A 21591-nucleotide genomic window follows, 5' to 3' on the forward strand; every position below is an offset into this window, starting at 1 on the left:
TGAGTAAGTACCAAGTGTCTTAAACACGAGATGCTTGGTTTTTATTTTTATCTCTATCTTTTAAGGAAGAAATTTTCTATTTGTGTTATAATGAAAGGTATGACAAAAGACTTTCATCATATTACAGTACTTCTACATGAAACCGTTGATATGCTTGATATCGAGCCAGATGGAATCTATGTAGATGCAACGCTAGGAGGAGCAGGACACAGTGAATATCTCCTCTCTAAGCTTGGCCCGAATGGTCATCTTTATGCTTTTGACCAAGACCAGACGGCTATTGATAATGCACAAATTCGATTAAAAGATTATATTGAAAAAGGACAAGTCACTTTTATCAAGGACAACTTCCGCAATCTTGCTTCAAATTTAGCAATGCATGGAGTAACTGAGATTGATGGTATTTTATATGACCTTGGGGTGTCAAGTCCGCAACTAGATGAGCGTGAGCGTGGTTTTTCTTATAAAAAAGATGCTCCGCTTGATATGCGTATGAACCGTGAGCAAGACTTAACGGCTTATGATGTGGTGAATACTTACGATTACTATGATTTGGTTCGTATTTTCTACAAATACGGTGAAGATAAGTTTTCAAAACAAATTGCGCGCAAAATTGAACAAGCTAGACAAGAAAAGCCGATTGAAACAACGACTGAGTTGGCAGAAATCATCAAATCAGCTAAGCCGGCTAAAGAACTTAAGAAAAAAGGGCACCCTGCTAAGCAAATTTTCCAAGCCATTCGTATCGAAGTTAACGATGAATTGGGAGCGGCAGATGAGTCTATCCAACAAGCGATTGACTTATTAGCAGTTGATGGTCGTATTTCCGTAATTACTTTCCACTCGCTTGAAGACCGTTTGACAAAACAATTGTTTAAAGAAGCGTCTACAGTGGAAGTTCCAAAAGGTTTACCTTTTATTCCAGATGATATGCAGCCAAAACTAACTCTTGTAAATCGTAAACCAATTTTACCGCGTCAAGAAGAGTTAGAAGCCAACAATCGTTCACACTCAGCAAAATTGCGCGTGGCTAGAAAGGTTCGTAAGTAATGACTGATAAACATCGTAACGAAGCCATTGCTAAGGCTCTTAAACGTCGTATTCGAAAGTTTTCACGCATTGAAAAAGCTTTTTATGGTTCAATTATTTTAACGGCTATTACCATGGCGATTAGTATTATTTACCTTCAAAGTCGTAATCTTCAAGTACAACAGCAAATCACTGATTTAAATAGTCAGATTACTGAAGTACAGACAAATTACGACAATGCTAAACAAGAGGTTAACGAACTGTCAAGTCGTGACCGTGTTGAGCAAATTGCCCAAAATGCTGGTTTAACAAGCCAACAGGATAATATTAAACAGGTGGAGTAGTCTATGAAAAAATTAATGAATCGTTTTTTAGACTATGTGGTAAAGGACAGACGCACACCCGATAAGAATCGCGAGCGTGTTGGTCAAAATCTGATGATTTTGGCAGTCTTCCTTTTCTTTGTGTTTATTATCAATTTCGCGATTATTGTGGGAACAGATACCAAGTTTGGTCATAATCTATCTAAAGAAGCCTCAGATGTTTACCAACAAACAGTGACGGTTCAAGCTAAACGTGGTACGATTTATGACCGTAATGGTGTTGCACTGGCTGAGGATTCGACAACTTATAGTGTTTATGCTATTATTTCGAAATCTTATGTGTCAACAACTGGTGAAAAACTCTACGTTAAAAAATCTCAATACGATAAAGTTGCTAAGATTTTGAATGCCCAAATCGGTATTGATAAAGACGAAGTCTTAAAACAATTGAATCAAAGTGGGCTTTTCCAAGTGTCATTCGGAAGTTCAGGGTCTGGTTTATCATACAGTAAGAAATCAGAAATTGAAACAGCTATGAAGGACGCTGGAATTAAGGGAATTGGATTTGAATCAACACCTGGACGTATGTATCCAAATGGTGTCTTTGCTTCGCAATTCTTAGGACTTGCCCAATTAAAAGAAAACAAAGATGGTAAAACATCGAGCCTTGTCGGAACATCAGGTTTAGAAGCCTCATTAAACGATGTGCTATCAGGGTCAGACGGAAAAGTAACCTATCAAAAAGATAAAAATGGTAACTTGTTACTTGGTACGGAAACGACTGTTAAACGTGCTGTTGATGGAAAAGATGTCTATACAACACTTTCTGAACCATTGCAATCTTATCTTGAGTCACAAATGGATATTTTCCAAAATGATGCTCAAGGTAAATATGCCAGTGCGACAGTGGTTAATGCTAAGACAGGAGAAATCTTAGCAACGACACAACGTCCAACTTATAATGCACAGACAATGGAAGGTTATAATGAAGATAACCTAAAAACATGGAATACCCTTCTATATCAAAGCTATTATGAACCAGGGTCAACCATGAAAGTAATGACACTTGCCTCAGCTATCGATGATGGTATTTTTACGCCAAATGAAGTGATTTCAACAATCAACGGTATTACAGTTGCTGATACAAAAATCAATGACTGGAACGTCAATGAAGGTAATACTTCTGTTCAATATATGACGTATGCTCAAGGGTTTGCTTGGTCAAGTAACGTTGCTATGACAAGTCTTGAACAAAAAATGGGTAATGACAAATGGCTAAACTACTTGTCTAAGTTTAAGTTTGGTTACCCAACACGTTTTGGTATGGTCAATGAAGGTAGTGGCTTGTTACCATCAGACAATGAAGTAACCATTGCCATGAGTGCTTTCGGTCAAGGTATTGGTGTGACACAAGTTCAAATGCTTCGTGCCTTTTCTGCGATTTCTAATAAAGGAGTTATGCTTGAACCACAATTTATTAGTCAAATCTACGACCCAAATAATAATACAGCCCGTAAAGCATCAGCTGAAGTCTCTGGTAAACCGGTCTCAGAAAATGCTGCCAACCAAACACTTGATTACATGGTAACGGTTGGTACAGATTCACAGTATGGTACCTTGTATGATAGCACAGAAGGGGCACCGGTTATTCAGGTCGGTGATTATTCAGTTGCTGTCAAATCTGGTACAGCCCAAATTGCCGCATCTGCGGATGAGGGCGGAGGATATTTGACTGGTGATAATGACTATATCAACTCAGTTGTTGCCATGGTGCCATCAGATGATCCTGACTTTATCATGTATGTTACCCTTCAACAACCAACAACGACTTTCAAACGTTCTTTCTGGAAAGACGTGGTTAATCCTGTTCTTGAACGTGCTATGATGATTAAGGATACTTTGACAAGTACAGCCGTGACTGGTACAGATACAGAAACTAAATACCAATTGAAAGATTACATCGGAAAAACACCTGGTGATACTGCTCAGGAACTTCGTAATAATCTTGTTCAACCAGTTGTTGTTGGGTCAGGTAGCAAAATCAAGAAAATGTCTAAAAAAGTCGGTAGTAACCTTTCACAAAATGAACAAGTGCTACTTTGGACAGGAAAATTAAAAACAATGCCAGACATGTATGGCTGGACGAAAGAAAATGTTGAAAAATTTGCGAAGTGGACTGGAATCAAAGTAACCATTAAAGGCTCTGGTTCAAAAGTCATTAAGCAAAGTGTCGATACCGGAAAAGATATTGACAAAGTCAAAAAAATTAAAATTACTCTAGGAGACTAAACTAAAATGTTTTTAAGTTTAATTGCAGGTATTGTCGCCTTTGCCTTGACAGTATTTGCTATGCCGCATTTTATTCGTATTTATCAATTGAAAAAAATCGGTGGGCAACAAATGCACGAGGATGTCAAACAACATTTGACTAAAGCTGGAACACCAACAATGGGTGGGACAGTCTTTCTAACAGTTGCCATTCTTGTTAGTCTTGTCTTTAGTTTCTTTATCGAAAGACAAGCTGGTGCTTCAATGGGAGCAACTGTAGGAATTTTAATGGTTCTTTTGATTTATGGAATTGTTGGATTCCTTGATGATTTCTTGAAAATCTTTAAACAGATCAATGAAGGTTTGACACCTTGGCAAAAAATGAGTTTGCAAATTATTGGTGGTTTGATTTTCTATTTTGTTCACGTGCGTCCAAGTGGAACAGATGATTTGAATGTCTGTGGATTTAATTTACATCTAGGTGTTCTTTATGTTCTCTTTGTTCTTTTCTGGATTGTTGGATTTTCAAATGCAGTTAACTTGACTGATGGGATTGATGGTTTAGCTTCAATCTCAGTAGCTATTAGTTTAGCAGCTTATAGCGTTATCGCAGTTGTTCAAAAACAATTTGATGTACTTTTGATTATTGTTACTATGATTGGTGCTTTGTTTGGTTTCTTTGTTTTCAATCACAAACCAGCTAAGGTCTTCATGGGTGATGTGGGAAGCTTGGCATTGGGTGCGATGCTTGCTGCAATTTCAATTGCCCTTCGCCAAGAATGGACATTGCTAATCATTGGATTTGTTTACGTTTTTGAAACAGCTTCAGTAATGCTTCAAGTATCTTACTTCAAATACACTAAGAAAAAATATGGTGAAGGTCGTCGTATCTTCCGTATGACACCATTCCATCATCATTTGGAGCTTGGTGGTTTGTCCGGAAAATCAGAAAAATGGTCTGAATGGAAAGTTGATGCTTTCTTGTGGAGCGTTGGAGCTATCGCAAGCATCCTCACATTGATTTTCCTTTATGTCTTATAATAAGGAAAGCGAGTTGAGAAATTCTCAGCTCGTTTTTTTAGTTCTTAAAGCGCATAGTGCTTTGCTTTTATCCCCCTTTTAATGATATAATAGAAAGGAATGAAAAAATTCGCCTAGCTATGTTAGCTAGGGATGAAACGATAAACAGATATAGAGAAATTTCAAGTAAAACTTGATGAGATAAGAAATTGAGGTAAAACATGTCTTTTAACGATTTTAATTTTAAGCCCTACATCCGTGTTGCACTCGCAGAGCTTAAATTCAAAAATCCGACAGAAGTGCAACAAAAATTAATTCCCGTTGTACGTTCAGGTCGTGATCTGGTAGGTGAATCAAAAACTGGTTCAGGGAAAACACACACTTTCTTGCTACCAATCTTTGAAAAATTGGATGAAACAAGCGACAACGTCCAAGTTGTTATCACAGCACCAAGCCGTGAATTGGTAACACAAATCTATCAAGCTACAAAACAAATTGCAGATAAATCTGAAACAGAAATTCGTGTAGCAAATTATGTTGGTGGGACAGATAAACTTCGTCAAATTGAAAAACTAAAATCATCTCAACCACATATCGTCATCGGAACACCTGGTCGTATCTATGATTTGGTTAAATCTGGCGACCTTGAAATCTACAAGGCACACACTTTTGTAGTTGATGAAGCTGATATGACGCTTGATATGGGATTTCTTGATACGGTTGATAAGATTGCTAGCACATTGCCAAAAGATGTTCAAATTTTGGTCTTCTCAGCAACTATTCCACAAAAATTACAACCGTTCTTGAAGAAATATTTGACAAATCCTGTCATGGAAAAAATAAAGACAACAACAGTTATCGCAGATACCATCGATAACTGGTTGGTATCCACTAAAGGTCGTGATAAAAATGCTCAAATTTTGGAAATCACAAAAGCTCTTAACCCATACCTTGCTATGATTTTCGTGAACACCAAAGAACGTGCGGATGAATTGCACAGCTACCTTGTATCAAATGGTTTGAAAGTTGCTAAAATCCACGGTGGTATTCCACCACGTGAACGTAAACGTACGATGAACCAAACCAAAAAACTTTCTTACGAATACATCGTGGCAACAGATTTGGCAGCGCGTGGGATTGATATTGAAGGGGTTAGTCACGTTATCAACGATGCGATTCCGCAAGATTTGTCATTCTTTGTTCACCGTGTTGGACGTACAGGACGTAACGGTTTGAATGGTATTGCCATCACACTTTACCAACCAAGTGACGATTCAGATATTCGTGAACTTGAAAAATTAGGTATTAAATTCGTACCAAAAATGCTTAAAAATGGTGAATTCCAAGATACTTATGATCGTGATCGCCGTGCCAACCGTGAAAAATCATACCAAAAACTTGATACTGAAATGATTGGTTTGGTTAAGAAGAAAAAGAAAAAAATCAAACCTGGTTACAAGAAAAAAATTCAATGGAAAGTTGATGAAAAACGCAAACGCGAACGCCGTGCAGCTAACCGTGCTAAAGGGCGTGCCGAACGTAAAGCAAGAAAACAAACTTTCTAATATCAAAAGTAGTCTGAAACAAAAGTTTCAGGCTATTTTTTAGGCTCAAATAAAAAATTAGACTATCATGTCAAGAACTTAGCTCGATCTCATGATAGTTTTTCTCTATCAAGGTCATAGAAAATATATATTGGGCAGGCGCCTCTAAGTTTGGTAGACTGTAACAAAGATGATTAGAAAAGAGGAAGAGAGATGAAAAAGACAAACCTTTTAACAGTAGCCTTTTTGGCGGTAGTTGCTTTGGTGCTTTCAGCTTGCTCAACTCAAACGCAATCTGGTGGTAAAAAGGTCATCAAAGTAGCGACTGATTCAGACACAGCACCATTTACTTATAAGGAAAATAAAGCCTTTAAAGGTTATGATATCGATGTGGTAAAAGCTATTTTCAAGGACTCAAAGGAATACAAAGTGGAGTTTGTGACAACAGCTTTTGATTCTATTTTGACGGGTGTGGATGCAGACCGTTATCAAATTGCGGCAAATGATTTTAATTACAATGAAGAACGTGCGCAAAAATACCTTTTCTCAGATCCAATTTCACACTCCAATTATGCGATTACGAGTGCTGAAGGGACAAGCTATGATAGTTTAGATGATTTATCGGGTAAAAAAACGGAAGTTATTTCAGGGTCAAATTACGCGCAAGTTTTGGAAAAATGGAACAAGGATAATCCAGATAAAGAACCGATTAAAATCAAGTATGCTGCAAGCTCAACTGGATTAACGACACGTGTTCAACACATTGAAAATGGAACGATTGATTTTATTCTTTATGATGCCATTTCATCAAATTATTTGATTGAAGACCAAGGCTTTAATTTAATAGTAACTAATGTTAAAGGTGAAATTGGTGGCGAAAACGACGGACTAGAATATCTCTTGTTTGCTGATACTAGTGAGGGTAAAGAACTGCAAGCATTCGTTAATAAACGTCTTAAAACTCTAAAAGAAGATGGAACGTTAACTGAATTAAGTCAAACTTACTTTGGTGGAGATTTCGTCTCATCTGTTAAATCTTAAAAGAAGGAGTATTCATGTCTTTTACAATACTTACAACTGGCTTATCTTGGTATGATAAGTTAGTTGAAAAAATTCCTGAAGGTCAGCTCTTTAGCTGGCGAGCGGTTTTTGATGCTATCCCTGATTTGCTGGGACATTTGCCAACAACTCTTGGCTTGACTTTAGCAGGTGCTTTCTTTGGTTTGATTTTAGCTTTAGTCTTTGCTATTGTGAAAATCAATCGTCCTAAAGTTTTGTATCCTATTCAAGCTGTTTTTGTCAGTTTTTTACGTGGAACACCGATTTTGGTTCAGTTGATGCTGACTTATTACGGCATTCCACTCTTTTTAAAATTTCTTAAACTAAAATACGGATTTGACTGGAATATCAATGCCATTCCTGCATCGGTCTTTGCTGTGACAGCTTTTGCTTTTAATGAAGCTGCCTACACCAGTGAGACCATTCGTGCGGCCATTCAAGCTGTAAATGTTGGTGAAATCGAAGCTGCGCGTAGTCTTGGAATGACTTCGTTTCAAGTTTATCGCCGTGTGATTATTCCAAATGCTGCGGTGATTGCCACACCAACTTTGATTAATAGTTTAATTGGCTTAACTAAAGGAACATCACTAGCCTTTAATGCTGGAATTGTTGAAATTTTTGCCCAAGCTCAAATTTTAGGTGGGTCAGATTATCGTTACTTTGAACGATATATTTCGGTCGCTCTGGTTTACTGGATTATCAGTATTATTATCGAACAAATTGGGCGTTTAATTGAGAAAAAAATGACTATTGATACTCCAAAAATAAGCCAAGATACGATAACAGGAGACATTCGCTAATGATTAAGATTACAAAATTAACAAAAGCATTCTCTGGTCAGAAAGTTTTAGATGGTTTAGATGTGGCTATTAAAAAGGGTGAAGTTTTAGCTCTTGTCGGGGCATCTGGAGCGGGAAAATCAACATTTTTACGTAGCTTAAATTATTTGGAACAAGCGGATTATGGTAGCATTGCTATCGATGATTTCAAAGTTGATTTTCAAAACATTACCAAAGAAGAAGTGCTTGAGTTGCGTCGAAAACTGGCCATGGTTTTTCAGCAATTTAACCTTTTTGAACGCCGTACCGCACTTGAAAATGTCAAAGAAGGCTTAAAGATTGTCAAAAAACTATCAGATGTAGAGGCGACTAAGATTGCTAAAGAAGAATTAGCTAAAGTTGGGTTATCTGATCGTGAGAATCATTACCCAAGGCATTTATCTGGTGGGCAAAAGCAGCGCGTGGCTTTAGCGAGAGCCCTTGCCATGAAACCTGATGTTCTTCTTTTAGATGAACCTACTTCTGCCCTTGATCCAGAGTTGGTCGGAGAAGTGGAAAAATCAATTGCAGATGCTGCAAAGGCAGGACAAACCATGATTTTGGTGAGCCATGATATGAATTTTGTTTATCAAGTGGCTGATAAAGTTCTCTTTTTGGATAAGGGACGTATTCTTGAAGCTGGTCGACCAGAAGAGATTTTTAAACATCCCAAAGAAGCAAGAACCAAAGAATTCTTTGCAAATTATTCAAAAACGTATATTTAAAGACACAGATTTGATATAATAAGAGCTGAAAGTTTTTTTCAGCTTTTTTAGAGCAAAATAGAATACGAGTGCAAGGTAAAATATGTTTTTAGAAATTTTTAGTCTCTATATTCAGGGATTACTTTTATCAATTATCAGTGTTTTTTTAGTTGGTATTTTTTGGAATTTTTGGCGAGCTAGACGCAAATATGATAAAACAGCCAAAGAACGCCAAGCTTTTTTATATGATATTTTGATGATATCTATTATGGTCATTCCAGTTCTTTCTTTTGCCTTTATGGCCATTTTATTGATGTTTAAAGCATAATAATTGTGTTTTAGAGATGAGCTTGATAGAATAGAAAAATAATCGATAAAACGAGGTAAAAAATACATGTACGATACATTAATTATTGGTTCAGGTCCTGCAGGGATGACTGCTGGGCTTTATGCCGCCCGTGCTAACTTGAAAATTGGTATTATTGAACAAGGTGCTCCTGGTGGGCAAATGAATAATACATCAGAAATTGAAAACTACCCAGGTTACGATCACATTTCTGGACCAGAATTGTCAATGAAAATGCACGCACCGCTTGAAAAATTTGGTGTGGAGAATATTTATGGTATCGTTAAAAGCATTGAAGATGCTGGTGATGTTAAGCGCGTCATCACTGAAGATGCTACTTATGAAGCTAAGACAATTATTTTGGCGACTGGTGCTAAAAACCGTTCCCTTGGCGTAGCTGGTGAAGAAGAGTACACAAGCCGTGGGGTGTCATACTGTGCAGTTTGTGATGGAGCATTCTTCCGTAACCAAGATTTATTAGTTGTCGGTGGTGGTGACTCAGCTGTTGAAGAAGCTGGTTATTTAACACAATTTGCAAAATCAGTAACCATTATTCATCGTCGCGATGAATTACGCGCACAAAAGATTTTGCAAGACCGTGCCTTTGCTAACGAGAAAATCAATTTCATCTGGGATTCCGTTGTTAAAGAAATCAAAGGAAATGATATCAAGGTTTCAGGTGTTGTTGTAGAAAATGTTAAAACTGGTGAAATCAGTGAACATGAGTTTGGTGGTATTTTCATCTACGTTGGTGTTGACCCAGTTTCAAAAATGGTTGAAGGACTTGGTATTACAGATGAAGCTGGTTGGGTTATTACAGATGACCACATGAAGACAGCTATTCCAGGTATCTTTGCCATCGGTGATGTACGTAAGAAAGAACTCCGTCAAATCACAACAGCAGTTGGTGATGGTGCTATTGCTGGACAAGGTGTTTATCAATATATTGAAAATATGAAATAACAGAAAACCGAGATTATTTCTCGGTTTTTTTAGTGTCTGAAAAGGTAGAAAGATTGTGAAAAACTTTTCTGAAAGTCAGATTTTTTTCAAATCTTTGCGCAAAACCTCACAAAGTTTTAGCCAGTCTCTCGTAATTGTGCTATAATATGGGGGATAATTAATCTTTTGACAGATGCTAGCAGAGGTTGTTAAAACCAGATATGATAAGACTAGCATTGGGTCGATATTTTTAAAAAGGGGATACCACATGTATCAAGACGATAGTTTAACTCTCCACACGGATTTGTATCAAATTAACATGATGCAAGTTTATTTCGATAAAGGCATTCACAACCGTAAAGCGGTTTTTGAAGTCTTTTTCCGTAAAGAACCATTTTCAAATGGCTATGCTGTTTTTGCTGGTTTGCAACGTATGGTTGAATACATTAAAAACCTTCGTTTTACAGAAACAGATATTGCTTACTTAGAAGATTTAGGTTATCCAGCTGATTTCATCGCTTATTTGAAAGATTTTAAATTAGAATTAACCATTCGTTCAGCTCAAGAAGGTGACCTTGTTTTCGCTAATGAACCAATCGTCCAAGTGGAAGGACCTTTGGCACAATGTCAATTGGTTGAAACAGCTTTGCTTAACATCGTAAACTTCCAAACGTTGATTGCCACAAAAGCTGCTCGTATTCGTTCAGTTATTAATGACGAACCATTGTTAGAATTCGGTAGCCGTCGTGCCCAAGAAATGGATGCAGCAATTTGGGGAACACGTGCTGCTGTAATCGGTGGTGCTAATGCCACATCAAATGTTCGTGCTGGTAAAATATTTGATATTCCAGTGTCAGGAACACATGCACATGCTCTTGTTCAAGCTTACGGAGATGACTATGAAGCCTTCATGGCTTACGCAGGCACTCACAAAGATTGCGTCTTTTTGGTTGATACTTATGATACACTTCGTTTGGGTGTTCCAGCAGCTATTCGTGTAGCCAATGAACTTGGCGACAAGATTAACTTCCTTGGAGTTCGTATTGACTCTGGTGATATGGCTTACTTGTCTAAAAAAATCCGCGAACAATTGGATGCTGCAGGTTACCCAGATGCTAAAATTTACGCTTCAAATGATTTGGATGAAAATACCATTCTTAACCTTAAAATGCAAAAAGCCAAAATTGACGTTTGGGGTGTTGGTACAAAACTTATCACAGCTTATGACCAACCAGCTCTTGGTGCTGTTTACAAAATTGTCTCAATCGAAGATGAAAACGGTGTAATGCAAGACACTATCAAATTGTCTAACAACGCTGAAAAAGTGTCTACCCCAGGTAAAAAACAAGTTTGGCGCATCACAAGTCGCGAAAGAAATAAAACAGAAGGTGATTACATCACTTTCACTGATACAGACGTTAACCAACTTGATGAAGTTTACATGTTCCACCCAACATACACTTACATCAATAAGACAGTAAAAGATTTCAAAGCTGTTCCTCTCCTTGTTGATATCTTTGATAAAGGTGAATTGGTTTACGATTTACCAACACTTGCTGAAATCCAAGATTATGCTCGCAAAGAGTACGACAAACTTTGGGACGAATACAAACGTCTACTTAACCCACAAGATTATCCAGTTGACTTGTCACAAGAAGTTTGGCAAAACAAAATGGATCTTATCGACCGTATTCGCAAAGAAGCTCAACAAAAAGGAGAAGTTAAGTAATGACATTACAAGAAAAAATCATTGCTGAATTAGGTGTTAAACCAAGTATTGACCCTAAAGAAGAAATCCGTGTGTCTGTTGATTTCTTGAAAGATTACATGAAAAAACACTCTTTCTTGAAATCTTATGTGCTTGGTATTTCTGGTGGTCAAGATTCTAGCTTGACAGGACGTTTGGCACAAATCGCTATGGAAGAATTGCGTGCTGAAACTGGTGATGACAGCTACAAATTCATCGCAGTTCGTTTGCCATACGGTGTTCAAGCTGACGAAGAAGATGCACAACGTGCGCTTAAATTCATCAAACCAGATGTTAGCATTGCTGTAAACATCAAAGAAGCGGTTGATGGACAAGTTCATGAACTTGAAAAAGCAGGAATTGACGTTTCTGACTTTAACAAAGGGAACATCAAAGCTCGTCAACGTATGATTACTCAATACGCTGTAGCAGGTGCAAATAGCGGTGCTGTTATCGGTACTGACCACGCTGCAGAAAACATCACTGGATTCTTTACAAAATTTGGTGATGGTGGTGCTGACGTGATTCCACTTTATCGCCTTAACAAACGTCAAGGTAAACAATTATTGGCAGAGCTTGGTGCTGACCCAGCTATCTACGAAAAAATTCCAACAGCTGATTTGGAAGAAAACCGTCCAGGTATCGCTGATGAAGTGGCATTAGGCGTTACTTACAACGATATTGATGATTATCTTGAAGGTAAAACAGTTTCAGCAGAAGCACAAGCTAAAATCGAAAACTGGTGGAATAAAACAGAACACAAACGTCACTTGCCAATCACAGTATTTGACGATTTCTGGAAATAAATTTCAAAATCAAAAAGCCCTATTTGGGCTTTTTTGTTTGGTTTTAGTATTATTATTTGAAGATTCTGACATATACTGTTATGAAAGTTTACGCATTTTTTTGAAAGTTTTAAAAAGTTCTACAATTTCTCTTGAAAAATGCTTAATAAGCGTTATAATGGTTATTAGTTAAGTTAGGTTAAGTCAGAAAATATTACATGAGAACTTAGCCACATTATAGGAGGAATTATGTCAGAATTATCATCAACATTTACTGATAAGCTATTTACTGACTTTCAAGCTGATAGCAAATTGCGTGCTGTTGAAAATGCTGTAACTCACAATGGATTGTTAAAATCACTTGAAACACGTCAAAGTGAAATGGAAAACGACCACGCTTTTTCAATTGATTTAACAAAAGATAAAGTTGCTAACCAAAAAGCTTCAGGTCGTTGCTGGATGTTTGCAGCTCTTAATACTTTCCGTCATAAAATGATCTCAGACCTTAACTTGGAAAACTTCGAACTTTCTCAAGCGCACACATTCTTCTGGGACAAATACGAAAAATCAAACTGGTTCTTAGAACAAGTTATTGCAACTGCTGACCAAGAACTTGGTAGCCGTAAAGTAAAATTCTTACTTGATGTGCCACAACAAGATGGTGGTCAATGGGATATGGTTGTTGCTCTTTTTGAAAAATACGGTGTTGTGCCCAAAGCTGCTTACCCAGAATCAATTTCATCAAGCAACAGTCGTGAATTGAACCAATACCTTAACAAATTGTTGCGTCAAGATGCACAAATTTTGCGTGAAGCAATTGCAGCAGGTGCTGATGACAAAGCTGTTCAAACTAAAAAAGAAGCTTTTCTTCAAGAAGTCTTCAATTTCTTAGCTATTAATCTTGGCTTGCCACCACGTACATTTGATTTTGCTTACCGTGATAAAGACAATAACTATCATTCAGATAAAAATATCACACCACAAGAATTCTTCAAAAAATATGTTGGTTTAGATCTTTCTGAATACGTATCAGTTATCAATGCCCCAACAGCTGATAAACCTTATGGTAAATCATACACTGTTGAAATGCTTGGTAACGTGGTTGGTAGCCGTGATGTTCGTTACATCAACCTTGATATGGAACGTTTCAAAGAATTGGCTATTGCTCAAATGCAAGCTGGTGAAACTGTTTGGTTTGGTTCTGATGTTGGCCAAATTTCAGACCGCCAAAAAGGTATCATGGCAACAAATGTTTACGATTTTGAAACAGCTATGGATATAAACTTCACACAAGATAAAGCAGGTCGTCTTGATTACAGCGAAAGCTTGATGACACACGCTATGGTTCTTACAGGTGTTGATTTGGATGAAAATGGCAAATCTCTTAAATGGAAAGTTGAAAATTCATGGGGAGATAAAGTTGGTAACAAAGGTTACTTTGTTGCTTCTGATGCTTGGATGGATGAATTCACTTACCAAATCGTGGTACGTAAAGAATTCTTGACAGCAGAAGAACGCGCTGCTTATGAAGCTGAACCAATCGTTCTTGCACCTTGGGATCCAATGGGAGCTCTTGCAAGCAAATAATATAAAACTAAAAATGTTAGCTGGTATCAGCTAACGTTTTTTTGGCACAATAAAATCACCTCTGACTAAGCAGAGGTGATTTTTTATTATTCGTTACCTTCAGTGCTGCTGTTAGTATCAGTAGATTCGCTGCTTTCTGAGCTAGCTTCTTTTGATGAAGTATCTTCGCTAGATGATTGACTAGATGATTGACTAGATGAAGCTTCTTCAGAAGAGCTTGAACCATAGATGTTGCTATAGACTGAGCTTGATGATGGTGAATAAGTGTAATTGCTTGAGCCGCTTAAGTAAGCATAGCCGCCGCTTGTGTAAACACCTTTAGGAACTTCAAAGTCTTCGCTTCCGCTACCATATTTTTCGTTGAGGTAGCTTTGCATAGCTTTGTAAACATCAGCTGCAACGTTTAGACCGTTACCGTAAATTGGTGTCATACGGTTTTTGTAACCTGTCCAAACAGCCATTGAGTACTGTGGTGTGTATCCGACAAACATTTCATCAGGAGCCATTGTTCCGACAGCACTGTTGTAAATGCCTGTTGATTCTTCGATTTCAGCAAGTTCATCATCTGAGTAGTTTGATGTACCTGTTTTACCAGCTTGGTAGATACCTGGGAGAGCAGCTCTCGTACCAGTACCGTATGTCAAAACAGTTTTCATCATTGAAGTCATCAAGTAAGCTGTTGTTTCTTTCATTGCACGGCTACCAGATGCGCTAAATGACTTACTTGTACCATCGTTGAATTCGATTTTGTTGACATATTGTGGTTCGTAGTAGATTCCACCGTTAGCAAATGCGGCATAGGCAGCAGCCATTTTTTCACTACTTGCGCCGTATTTTTGGCTAGAATCACTTGTTGAACTTGAAATAGCATTTGAGTAGTAAAGTTGTGGGTAGTAAATACCAAGACCTTCCAAGAATGATTTAGCTTTATTTAAGCCGACAGATTCAAGGGCTCTAACCGCTGGCACGTTACGTGATTGTTGGATAGCGGTTTGAATGGTCATGTTACCGTAGTATTGACGGTCCCAGTTATAAATTTGAGTTGAAGTGCCTGGCCAGTAGTATTTGCTATCGCTAGTGACAGCAGCAGTACTTGTGTAGATACCATTTTCAATCGCTGGAGCGTAGTCTGTGATTGGTTTCATTGTAGAACCCCAGTCACGGTCAGTTAGAACGGCTTGATTAGTTCCGAGTGAAACGGTTGTATCTTGGTTACGTGAACCAAGTTGAGCAATAACTTTACCAGTGCTTACGTCAACAACAGTTGAGGCAACTTGTAAGTCTGTATCTGGATAATAGACGTAAGAGTCAGTGTTGTAGATGTCCCAGAGGTATTTTTGAGCTTCTGTATCAACGTTTGTGTAAACTTTCAAACCAGCTGAGTAGATATCTTGACCAGTTTTTTCGCTTACTTCTTGGATAACTTCTTTGATGTAGTTATCAAAATAAGGTTCATAACTTGTTGATTCAGTTAGTGTTTGCAGACCATCTGTGATTGGAGTAGCACGAGCTGTATCGTATTCAGATTTTGTAATGTTACCATCTTCATACATTTCAGCAAGAACAGTATCACGACGATTTTGAGCAGCTTCTGGATTTGTGTAAGGATCATATTGACTTGGTGCTTGAGGAATACCAGCAAGTAAAGCCAACTGTGCAATAGACAAATCTTTCAAATCTTTACCGTAGTAAGATTTAGCTGCTGTTAGCATACCATAGTTACCGTTACCCATGTACACTTTGTTAATGTAGAAGGTAAGAATTTCTTCTTTGGTATACTTACGTTCCATTTGAAGAGCTAGCCAAGCTTCTTGAGCTTTACGTTTCAAGGTTTGGTCAGATTCACTTGTTGAGAAGTAAGCTAATTTGATTAACTGTTGGTCAAGTGTTGAACCACCTTGTGTGCTAGAACTTGTAAAGTTATTTAGCGCTGCTCCGAGGATACGGTAAACATCGATACCACGGTGTTTGAAGAAACGTTTATCTTCGATAGAAGTCACTGCATTAACTAAGTTCAATGGAATACTGTTAGCTGATACGCTCTCACGTTTTTCAGAACCCAAGTCAGCAATTAAGGTTCCGTTGGTATCATAAATCAGACTTGAGTTAGTTGATGATAATTTAGCCGCTGTTAGTTTTGGTGTGCTGCTAACATAGAATGCAAAGATTGAGCCACCAATTAGAAAACCAGCAACAACCAAAGACATCATAGTGATTAAACCGTATTTTAGCACCTTAAGAGCAGTTGCTTTAGCTGCAGGATTACTTGTTCGTCTGTATTTTGTTGTTTTCTTTTTAATTGTGATCACCGCCTAATATTTTTTGATCGATAATGTCCAAATAAGGAACTTGAGGGAGTGAACTTGTTGTCACCATATACCCATTTTTTCTGATATAATCAAGTGGCATGGATTTGGTGCCGAGGTTGATTTGGTAAAAGTCTACTAGAGCGCTAGCAGGTAAGAAATAAGTTTCCTTAAGTGTCGAAAAGTGAAGTAGTATAAAGCAGATGCCGTCTTGCTTTAAGACATGTTCCATGTGCTCAATCTGGTGAGCGTGGAAGTTTTTTAAGGGCATGGAAGTCTTTTGTCGCGTTTCTTTCGCTTCAAAGTCAATGTAGCGTCCTTTGTAGACACCAGAATAATCGGTCGTGGATGCTTGGCGAAAGTAAGCTTCTACAATTTTGGCACGGCTTCTTTTGGGATAATCAACTTTTACAATTTGAATTGGGGTTGGTTTTTTGTGAACGACAGCAATATCACGAGATAAATAGTAATTATTAGTTTCATTGATTGCTGCTTCAAAACTCATCCCACGATTAGCAAAGTTAATCGTTGATTTTGTGTTCTTCCTAGAAGCTGGGGCTGCTTGTTTTCGAATAAGATGATGAGGGTAATTAACCATAAAACTCCTAACATTCATGCTTAAGTCAATATAAGCACTACTATTATAACATATTTTTAGAAAGGAAACAGGTTATGACTGCAATTCTCGTCACGGGCTATAAGAGTTTTGAACTTGGTATTTTTCAAGAAAAAGACCAACGAATCGAGATTATCAAGAAGGCGATTAGGCATGATTTGATTCGTTATTTTGATGAAGGAGTTGATTGGTTAATCTTTATGGGAAACCTTGGATTTGAATATTGGGCATCACAGGTTGCAAAAGAGCTCCAAGAGGAGTATGATTTTAGTATTGCTACTATTTTTACTTTTGAAAATCATGGTCATAATTGGAACGAAGCCAATCAAGTCAAATTGAGTGAGTTCAAACAGGTGGATTTTGTGAAGTATTCCTATAAAGAGTATGAAAATCCAAGTCAGTTTAGAGCGTACAATCAATTTTTAGTAGATAATACAGACGGTGCTTACCTTTTTTATGATCCAGAAAATGAAACAAATCTGAAATATCTGGTAGAAGTCATGCGAGAAAAAGGTAACTATCCTATCCAGTATTTAACCTTTGATCGCCTTAATGAATTCCTTCAAGATTGGTAATGAATTTTTAATAATGATTTAAAGGTAAATGCTTGATTTTTCACTAAATTTTCTGTAACATATATCTTGATATGACGTTTTTATATTCGAAGGTTAACTAGAATAGTTTTGTTTGGAGAGAGATAGAATGGCAAGTATTATTTTTAGTCCTAAGGACATTTTTGAACAAGAATTCAAAACCAGCATGCGTGGTTACGATAAAAAAGAAGTAGACGAGTTCCTTGATGATGTTATTAAAGATTATGAATCTTATATTTCTCAACTTCAAGAACTACGTGCTGAAAATGAAAAATTAAAACAAGAATTGGCTGCTAAACCAAAAGCAGCACCAGCAACTTCTTATGTTGCTCCACAGGCTGAGCACGCACGTGTTGCTCAAACTGCAACAAACTTCGATATTTTGAAACGTATTAGTCGTTTGGAAAAAGAAGTTTTTGGTAAACAAATCACTGAATAATAACTTTTAGTCGGTTTTGACAAAGTTATTAAATGAGTTTGTATGTGACTTATCTTCCTTTACGAAGGTAAGAAAGATAAATTGCAATTTTCGGATAATCGCGTGGTATTCTAATACCATGAGGAAAGTCCATGCTAGCACTGGCTGTGATGCCGGTAGTGTTTGTGCTAGGTGAATTAATAAGCCTAGGGACATCTTGTGATGTTACGGCGAGTGAAAAGGCTAAGTCTTTGATATGCCTAAATAGCTCTGAAAAGTGCCACAGTGACGTAGTTCTTGAGGAAACTCGAGAAGTGGAACGCGGTAAACCCCTCAAGCTAGCAACCCAAACTTTGGTAGGGGCACGGGATAGTAGGAATCCGAACGATCTATCCTGACTGGAAACAGTAGACAGATGATTATCGAAGGAGATAAGACCTAGTTATCTCTGGAACAAAACATGGCTTATAGAAAATTGCATATAGGTATCTAGCTAGCTTAGGCTAGCTTTTATTTTTGTATTTTAATACTAAATCGAGGCTTGATTTGGTATTTGAAAATTAATTGATTTTTACTAGCTATAAGCCAGTAAAACGTGTTAAACTTATAGATAAGTATTTTGATGAAATAGGAATGTGTGAATGAAAAAAACATTTAATTTAGTGGCGACTGCAGCTGCAGGGCTTGAAGCTGTTGTTGGGCGCGAAATCCGTGATTTAGGGATTGATTGCCAGGTTGAAAATGGTAAAGTACGTTTCCAAGGTAATGTTCGAACAATTATTACAACAAACCTTTGGCTTCGTGCGGCTGACCGTGTCAAAATTATTGTTGGAGAATTTCCAGCACGTACCTTTGAAGAATTATTCCAAGGAGTTTACAAATTAGATTGGGAAAATTACTTGCCTTTAGGTGCTAAATTCCCAATTTCAAAAGCAAAATGTGTCAAATCAAAATTGCACAATGAGCCAAGTGTTCAAGCTATCAGTAAAAAAGCAGTTGTAAAAAAACTTCAAAAAGTTTACCACCGTCCAGATGGTGTTCCTTTGCAAGAAAATGGTGCGGAATTCAGAATTGAAGTATCTATTTTGAAAGATAAAGCAACCGTTATGATTGATACCACTGGTGCTAGTCTCTTTAAACGTGGTTACCGTGTGGAAAAGGGTGGTGCTCCGATTAAAGAAAATATGGCAGCTGCTATTATTGAATTGTCAAACTGGTACCCAGATAAACCATTTATCGATCCAACATGCGGTTCTGGAACATTTTGTATTGAAGCTGCTATGATTGGGATGAACATCGCACCAGGTTTTAACCGTGATTTTGCCTTTGAAGAGTGGAATTGGGTAGATGCTGATTTGGTTCAAAAAGTTCGTGATGAGGCTGAAGAAAAAGCTAACTACGATATCGAGCTTGACATTTCAGGATTTGATATTGATGGTCGCATGATTGAAATCGCTAAGAAAAATGCAGAAGAAGCAGGACTTGGCGATGTCATCAAATTGAAACAAATGCGTCTTCAAGACTTGAAAACCGATAAAATCAACGGTGTTATCATTTCTAACCCACCTTACGGTGAGCGATTGCTTGATGACAAAGCAGTAGATATCTTGTATAATGAGATGGGACAGACCTTTGCACCACTTAAAACATGGAGTAAATTTATTCTGACTAGCGATGAACAGTTTGAACGAAAATACGGGACACAAGCTGATAAAAAACGTAAATTGTATAATGGTACTCTTAGAGTTGATTTGTACCAATTTTACGGTGAACGTGTTAAACGCTCTGCTATCACGCAAGCAAAAGAAAAGTAAAGAAAAGTGCGCTTAACAACATCGTTAAGCAGTTGAGATTTTATTTAGAGAGGTGACCAGAACGTGTCAGAAAAAAAAGACATGCCATCTTCTGAAGAAAAAGATGGGCTTAACTTTGAAGATGTTAAAAATCTAACCATTGAAGAAGCTGTTCGAAAAGGTTCTGAAATGAAAGCTGGAATTACTGAGTCTGATGGCGTTTTAGATAAGTATATTAAACAGCACCGAGATGAAGTAACATCGCAAAAATTTGAAACAAAATTATCTGATTTCGAAGATTTAGATACAAAAGCTTTGGATAACTTTATTAAAAAACAACGTGAAGAGCTTGTTAATAGCGGTATTGTTAGCAAGGATGTTTTTGAGGAAACTGTTGAACCTAAATCAGAAGATGTAGTGGAACCAGTTGTTGAAGTGGCTGAAGTTAAAGAGGTTGAGGCTGAGCCTGAACAAGCAGAAACTGTTGACGCAGAAAAAGAAGCTGCAAAAGAAGTAAAAGCAACTACTCCGAAAGTTGAAGAAGCTGTAGCTGCTGTTGAAGAACCAAAAGAAGCCCCTGTAGCAATTCCTGCTGAAGAGGTTAAAGAAGCCGAAAAAGAAGCAACTTCGATTGCTCTTTCAGCTGATGATAATAAGCCAACATCTAAGAAGAAACGTGTTATCATTGGTGGTTTAGCAGTTCTTGTTGTCGCTATTTTTGGTGCAGGCTATGCGCTACACTACACTAAAGATTCAACAACTACAGTAGCTAGCTCATCAACTTCATCAAGCCAGAAAAAAACGATATCAAGTTCAAGTGCTGCTAAAAAAGCTAAAAAAGTATTTGATGATGCTTATGCGGCTTTGTTCACTGATGATACTAAAACGAAGTTGAAAAATAGTGAATTTGACAAGATTTCTGTCCTAAAAGAAAAATTGGATGACCTAAAAGGTACTGATTTTTATGATGCTGCTAAAAAACAATACGATACTGTAGCAGCTCACATTACAGCTATTAAAGCAATCAATGCTTTGTTTGAAAAAGATGTTATTGTTGATGGTAAGAAAGTTTCAGGAACGGTTAAAGCTGATGCCAAGTTCGATAGCTTATCTAGTGATGTTTTGAATACAGGTGACGCTAACTTGGATAATTTATTGCAATCAGTGATTACTGATGGTAAAAATCAATTAGCAGCTAAAGCACAATCAAGTAGCCAGGCGCAAGCAGCTGCTAACTCTGCCAGCCAGACAGAAAGCAATGATAAAGCAGCTGAAGCTAAGCCAGCAGCACCAGCTTCTGATAATTCAAACCTTCAACGTGATAAGAGTCGTGTTCCTTATAACGACTCAGCGATTGCTGATTCAAATAATCCAGCTTGGACATTTAGTGATGGTGTACTTGAAAAAATCGTTTCAACATCACAAGCTCGTGGTTATTTCTCTGGAAATGACTATATTCTTGAAAAAGTTAATATTATCAATGGTAATGGTTACTACAACATGTTTAGAAAAGACGGAACTTACCTCTTCTCAATTAACTGTAAAACAGGTTATTTTGTAGGTAATGGTTCAGGTCACTCTGACGCTTTGGATTATTAATTTTTAAAGGCGATTCCTAGAAATAGGGCGCCTTTTTGTTTGCATTTTCAAAGTAATTAAAAATTTCGTGAAAATATTCAAAAAGTTTGACAGT

General features: G+C 37.4%; 19 protein-coding genes and 1 other RNA gene. 18 read left to right on the top strand and 2 right to left on the bottom strand.

Features of this window, described 5'->3' with window-relative positions:
- Positions 1-99: 99 nt before the first annotated feature.
- From rsmH to pepC, 13 genes are all read left to right on the top strand, one after another.
- Positions 100-1050 (top strand): 16S rRNA (cytosine(1402)-N(4))-methyltransferase RsmH, encoded by a 951-nt coding sequence (gene rsmH / locus STRINF_RS00985; RefSeq protein WP_043878266.1) that lies wholly within the window; start codon positions 100-102, stop codon positions 1048-1050.
- Positions 1050-1373: a cell division protein FtsL gene (ftsL, locus tag STRINF_RS00990; protein WP_006531147.1), complete on the top strand. Its 324-nt coding sequence runs from the start codon at positions 1050-1052 to the stop codon at positions 1371-1373. The genes rsmH and ftsL overlap by 1 nt, the downstream gene beginning before the upstream one ends.
- A 3-nt stretch (positions 1374-1376) precedes the next feature.
- A complete protein-coding gene (gene pbp2x / locus STRINF_RS00995) occupies positions 1377-3641 on the top strand; it encodes a penicillin-binding protein PBP2X (protein ID WP_006531148.1) in 2265 nt (754 codons plus the stop codon).
- 6 nt (positions 3642-3647) lie between these two features.
- A complete protein-coding gene (gene mraY, locus STRINF_RS01000; RefSeq protein ID WP_006531149.1) occupies positions 3648-4661 on the top strand; it encodes a phospho-N-acetylmuramoyl-pentapeptide-transferase in 1014 nt (337 codons plus the stop codon).
- Between the two features lie 200 nt (positions 4662-4861).
- Positions 4862-6205 carry a DEAD/DEAH box helicase gene (locus STRINF_RS01005; protein ID WP_006531150.1) on the top strand — a complete coding sequence of 448 codons (1344 nt, stop codon included), beginning with the start codon at positions 4862-4864 and terminating at the stop codon, positions 6203-6205.
- 192 nt (positions 6206-6397) lie between these two features.
- Positions 6398-7225: a transporter substrate-binding domain-containing protein gene (locus STRINF_RS01010; RefSeq protein WP_006531151.1), complete on the top strand. Its 828-nt coding sequence runs from the start codon at positions 6398-6400 to the stop codon at positions 7223-7225.
- 14 nt (positions 7226-7239) lie between these two features.
- Positions 7240-8043 (top strand): amino acid ABC transporter permease, encoded by an 804-nt coding sequence (locus STRINF_RS01015; RefSeq protein WP_006531152.1) that lies wholly within the window; start codon positions 7240-7242, stop codon positions 8041-8043.
- Positions 8043-8786 carry an amino acid ABC transporter ATP-binding protein gene (locus STRINF_RS01020; RefSeq protein ID WP_006531153.1) on the top strand — a complete coding sequence of 248 codons (744 nt, stop codon included), beginning with the start codon at positions 8043-8045 and terminating at the stop codon, positions 8784-8786. Before STRINF_RS01015 ends, STRINF_RS01020 begins: the two co-directional genes overlap by 1 nt.
- An 82-nt stretch (positions 8787-8868) precedes the next feature.
- The gene (locus STRINF_RS01025; protein ID WP_006531154.1) at positions 8869-9093 is read left to right on the top strand and encodes a DUF4059 family protein; all 225 of its coding nucleotides are present in this window, start codon (positions 8869-8871) and stop codon (positions 9091-9093) included.
- Between the two features lie 66 nt (positions 9094-9159).
- Positions 9160-10074, top strand: a complete 915-nt coding sequence (gene trxB, locus STRINF_RS01030; RefSeq protein WP_006531155.1) for a thioredoxin-disulfide reductase — start codon at positions 9160-9162, stop codon at positions 10072-10074.
- A gap of 247 nt (positions 10075-10321) precedes the next feature.
- Complete coding sequence (locus STRINF_RS01035; protein WP_043878261.1) at positions 10322-11782, top strand: nicotinate phosphoribosyltransferase; 1461 nt, start codon at positions 10322-10324, stop codon at positions 11780-11782.
- Positions 11782-12606: an ammonia-dependent NAD(+) synthetase gene (gene nadE / locus STRINF_RS01040; protein ID WP_006531157.1), complete on the top strand. Its 825-nt coding sequence runs from the start codon at positions 11782-11784 to the stop codon at positions 12604-12606. The genes STRINF_RS01035 and nadE overlap by 1 nt, the downstream gene beginning before the upstream one ends.
- Positions 12607-12834: 228 nt before the next feature.
- On the top strand, positions 12835-14172 hold the full coding sequence (gene pepC, locus STRINF_RS01045; protein WP_006531158.1) for an aminopeptidase C: 1338 nt from the start codon (positions 12835-12837) through the stop codon (positions 14170-14172).
- A gap of 86 nt (positions 14173-14258) precedes the next feature.
- Here pepC and pbp1a read toward each other — a convergent pair whose 3' ends face one another.
- Together pbp1a and recU are read right to left on the bottom strand one after the other, a co-directional pair.
- Complete coding sequence (gene pbp1a / locus STRINF_RS01050; RefSeq protein WP_006531159.1) at positions 14259-16481, bottom strand: penicillin-binding protein PBP1A; 2223 nt, start codon at positions 16479-16481, stop codon at positions 14259-14261.
- Complete coding sequence (recU, locus tag STRINF_RS01055; RefSeq protein ID WP_043878262.1) at positions 16468-17076, bottom strand: Holliday junction resolvase RecU; 609 nt, start codon at positions 17074-17076, stop codon at positions 16468-16470. Before recU ends, pbp1a begins: the two co-directional genes overlap by 14 nt.
- Positions 17077-17150: 74 nt before the next feature.
- On the opposite strand from recU, the gene STRINF_RS01060 reads away from it, so the two are divergent.
- From STRINF_RS01060 to STRINF_RS01080, 5 genes are all read left to right on the top strand, one after another.
- Positions 17151-17669, top strand: a complete 519-nt coding sequence (locus tag STRINF_RS01060; protein ID WP_006531161.1) for an SLOG family protein — start codon at positions 17151-17153, stop codon at positions 17667-17669.
- A gap of 127 nt (positions 17670-17796) precedes the next feature.
- Complete coding sequence (gene gpsB / locus STRINF_RS01065) at positions 17797-18126, top strand: cell division regulator GpsB (RefSeq protein WP_006531162.1); 330 nt, start codon at positions 17797-17799, stop codon at positions 18124-18126.
- 86 nt (positions 18127-18212) lie between these two features.
- An RNA gene (gene rnpB / locus STRINF_RS01070) (RNase P RNA component class B) lies at positions 18213-18578 on the top strand.
- A 168-nt stretch (positions 18579-18746) separates the two neighbouring features.
- Positions 18747-19919: a THUMP domain-containing class I SAM-dependent RNA methyltransferase gene (locus STRINF_RS01075; RefSeq protein ID WP_006531163.1), complete on the top strand. Its 1173-nt coding sequence runs from the start codon at positions 18747-18749 to the stop codon at positions 19917-19919.
- A gap of 63 nt (positions 19920-19982) precedes the next feature.
- Positions 19983-21497 (top strand): cell division site-positioning protein MapZ family protein, encoded by a 1515-nt coding sequence (locus tag STRINF_RS01080; RefSeq protein WP_006531164.1) that lies wholly within the window; start codon positions 19983-19985, stop codon positions 21495-21497.
- The last annotated feature ends 94 nt before the right edge of the window (positions 21498-21591 follow it).

Origin of the sequence: Streptococcus infantarius subsp. infantarius ATCC BAA-102 (genome assembly GCF_000154985.1) — a bacterium.
Lineage (GTDB): Bacteria > Bacillota > Bacilli > Lactobacillales > Streptococcaceae > Streptococcus > Streptococcus infantarius.

What these genes read in the sequence shown, in the direction of transcription:
- trxB (WP_006531155.1), top strand. Translation starts at nt 9,160, where the DNA reads ATGTACGATACATTAATTATTGGTTCAGGTCCTGCAGGGATGACTGCT.
- pbp2x (WP_006531148.1), top strand. Translation starts at nt 1,377, where the DNA reads ATGAAAAAATTAATGAATCGTTTTTTAGACTATGTGGTAAAGGACAGA.
- gpsB (WP_006531162.1), top strand. Translation starts at nt 17,797, where the DNA reads ATGGCAAGTATTATTTTTAGTCCTAAGGACATTTTTGAACAAGAATTC.
- STRINF_RS01005 (WP_006531150.1), top strand. Translation starts at nt 4,862, where the DNA reads ATGTCTTTTAACGATTTTAATTTTAAGCCCTACATCCGTGTTGCACTC.
- pepC (WP_006531158.1), top strand. Translation starts at nt 12,835, where the DNA reads ATGTCAGAATTATCATCAACATTTACTGATAAGCTATTTACTGACTTT.
- STRINF_RS01015 (WP_006531152.1), top strand. Translation starts at nt 7,240, where the DNA reads ATGTCTTTTACAATACTTACAACTGGCTTATCTTGGTATGATAAGTTA.
- STRINF_RS01010 (WP_006531151.1), top strand. Translation starts at nt 6,398, where the DNA reads ATGAAAAAGACAAACCTTTTAACAGTAGCCTTTTTGGCGGTAGTTGCT.
- mraY (WP_006531149.1), top strand. Translation starts at nt 3,648, where the DNA reads ATGTTTTTAAGTTTAATTGCAGGTATTGTCGCCTTTGCCTTGACAGTA.
- recU (WP_043878262.1), bottom strand. Translation starts at nt 17,076, where the DNA reads ATGGTTAATTACCCTCATCATCTTATTCGAAAACAAGCAGCCCCAGCT.
- ftsL (WP_006531147.1), top strand. Translation starts at nt 1,050, where the DNA reads ATGACTGATAAACATCGTAACGAAGCCATTGCTAAGGCTCTTAAACGT.
- nadE (WP_006531157.1), top strand. Translation starts at nt 11,782, where the DNA reads ATGACATTACAAGAAAAAATCATTGCTGAATTAGGTGTTAAACCAAGT.
- STRINF_RS01075 (WP_006531163.1), top strand. Translation starts at nt 18,747, where the DNA reads ATGAAAAAAACATTTAATTTAGTGGCGACTGCAGCTGCAGGGCTTGAA.
- STRINF_RS01060 (WP_006531161.1), top strand. Translation starts at nt 17,151, where the DNA reads ATGACTGCAATTCTCGTCACGGGCTATAAGAGTTTTGAACTTGGTATT.
- STRINF_RS01020 (WP_006531153.1), top strand. Translation starts at nt 8,043, where the DNA reads ATGATTAAGATTACAAAATTAACAAAAGCATTCTCTGGTCAGAAAGTT.
- STRINF_RS01025 (WP_006531154.1), top strand. Translation starts at nt 8,869, where the DNA reads ATGTTTTTAGAAATTTTTAGTCTCTATATTCAGGGATTACTTTTATCA.
- rsmH (WP_043878266.1), top strand. Translation starts at nt 100, where the DNA reads ATGACAAAAGACTTTCATCATATTACAGTACTTCTACATGAAACCGTT.
- STRINF_RS01035 (WP_043878261.1), top strand. Translation starts at nt 10,322, where the DNA reads ATGTATCAAGACGATAGTTTAACTCTCCACACGGATTTGTATCAAATT.